The sequence below is a fragment of the Methanobrevibacter sp. genome, assembly GCF_045646205.1.
Taxonomy (GTDB): Archaea; Methanobacteriota; Methanobacteria; order Methanobacteriales; family Methanobacteriaceae; genus Methanocatella.
In genome coordinates, this window is sequence record NZ_JAZRKF010000065.1 from 1 (window position 1) to 2007 (window position 2007).

The window sequence follows — 2007 nt, forward strand, 5'->3', positions numbered from 1 at the left end:
TTCCCATTCCATTAGAACTTGGAGAATATGGGAATGTTGTATCATTTAAAAAATTATTCAAGGATTCTTCGGTTACAGTTAACATGTAATCATAGTAACTGCCTGAAGTATAAATTCCATCATCGCTTTTTTCAAGTTTTAATACATTTCCATTTGGGTCTTTTAGGTTCAATTGATTAATGTAAGTAGCATATGATTCTGCCAAATCATTACTTAAGGCACCTGTGAATGAGTTTGAATTTCTCACATATTGTCCCATATTCCATTCATATGCGCTATCTGCAGTATCTAAATTTGTTATTGGACACCAGCACATCGCACCAGCAATAGCATTTGATAAAACTTTTCCATCTTTGTCAACCATTGCAGCACCAATGTTTTCTAAATATGGATTATATAATTCGCTGTTTCCAGAAGCGCCCATTATTGCAGATTGTGCTCCTCCTCCACTATGGCCAAAAGTAAATATTTTCTCAATGTCTCCTGGTAAAACATCTCCGTTAAATCTGTAGTAAGTCACTGCAGATTTCAAGTCAACTACACCATCAGGTGCTTCTGCATTGTCTCTTCCCATACAACCGGCATTTAAATAGATAAAACCAGCATCAGTGTAATTTTTGACTTCACCTGCATTGTAACTAGTTGGTGCTTTGCATGCAGAATAACCTGGAGTATTTACTGGCATTACTATAGGTGCGGAATTAGAGGTATAATTTCCAACTTTAGCATTTTCATTTATTTTACAACTGTAAGTTCCATTGGAATTTTTACTGCCTTCAAAGTATTTTCCAGGAACGTAGATCCCACAAGATTCATATGAAGTATCTTTAGGATTCATACAGTATACAAGTCCAATTTGATAATATATGTCATTTGTTTCGTCATATTGCCAATTATTCATGTCAATTGAAAGATTATTTGTTAATGCGCTTGCATTATATGATGGTCCTTCGCCTGTTGGAGTCGAGTTACCTGTTAGGAAAAATACTCCCACAATAGATATTAGAATTATTATGGCAATTATAATTAAATGTAACTTTTTCATAACATCACCTATTAATTTTATATTAATAACTCGGATGTGATATTTAAATTTTTTTATTTTATACGGTCAGTTTCGCAAAATTAGAATAGGAAACATACTTTGATTATGAAACATTAAATAACAATTTAATTAATAGTTTGGAATAATTTGCAAAAATTATATTTGCATTTTGTACTTGAAATCTATAAGCATGTGAACTATATCATACGTTTTATACGAACATTTTGTATTTTTTGTGAATTAATGCTAAGATTACATCAATAACTAATACTAGTGCTATTTATTAATTTTATTGATTATTTTTTAAATTTGTGATTAAATCTTTGTATCCTAATCCATAAATTGCAATGACAGTTCTTTGCATTGCACCAAAACATAAAAACATTATTAATATTCCCCATACATAGTCCCAGCTTTGAAGGAGGTTATTGTTGGAAAGGTTTAGCAATGCAATTATTGATGTTAGTCCAAGACACATTGCTGTGATTAAACCTGGAGTGTAAGGCTTTTCTATTTTATGAAGTTTGATGCCTATTATATGTATAAATGTTTCAAATAATCCCAGATAAACAGGAACTAATGCCAATAGAGTATATTGGGTAAAAAAAGGTACAAATGTGATTATGATTAATAGAATAGTAACTGGAATATGTGCAGCGTGTATCTGATTAGGTGTTGTTTTGAGCTTGAAGAATTTTAACATTAATTTTGCAAATCCTCCTGGAAAACGTGTTTCTTCCCATTCATGGAGGGTGAAAAGAAACATATAAACTAACATCATCTTTTGGACTAAACTTAAACCATTATAAAAAACAGCTGAAAATGTTACCATTCCAAACATAATAAAAGTAAGAATTTCCAAATTATATTCTCTCATTAAAACACCTTACATTATTTTATGTTGTTTAACATTAAAATTTATGCACGTAATAATTGGTTTGTGTTTTCAGTAGTGCAAAGGT

2 protein-coding genes are annotated in these 2007 nt (G+C 30.8%); both read right to left on the reverse strand.

Annotated features, from left to right (window positions below; translation table 11 throughout):
* Nucleotides 1-1045: hypothetical protein (locus ACKI44_RS11850; RefSeq protein WP_407424658.1), on the reverse strand; the 1045-nt coding region annotated here is incomplete at its 3' end.
* Between the two features lie 289 nt (nucleotides 1046-1334).
* Complete coding sequence (locus tag ACKI44_RS11855) at nucleotides 1335-1922, reverse strand: HXXEE domain-containing protein (RefSeq protein ID WP_407424660.1); 588 nt, start codon at nucleotides 1920-1922, stop codon at nucleotides 1335-1337.
* Between the last annotated feature and the right edge of the window lie 85 nt (nucleotides 1923-2007).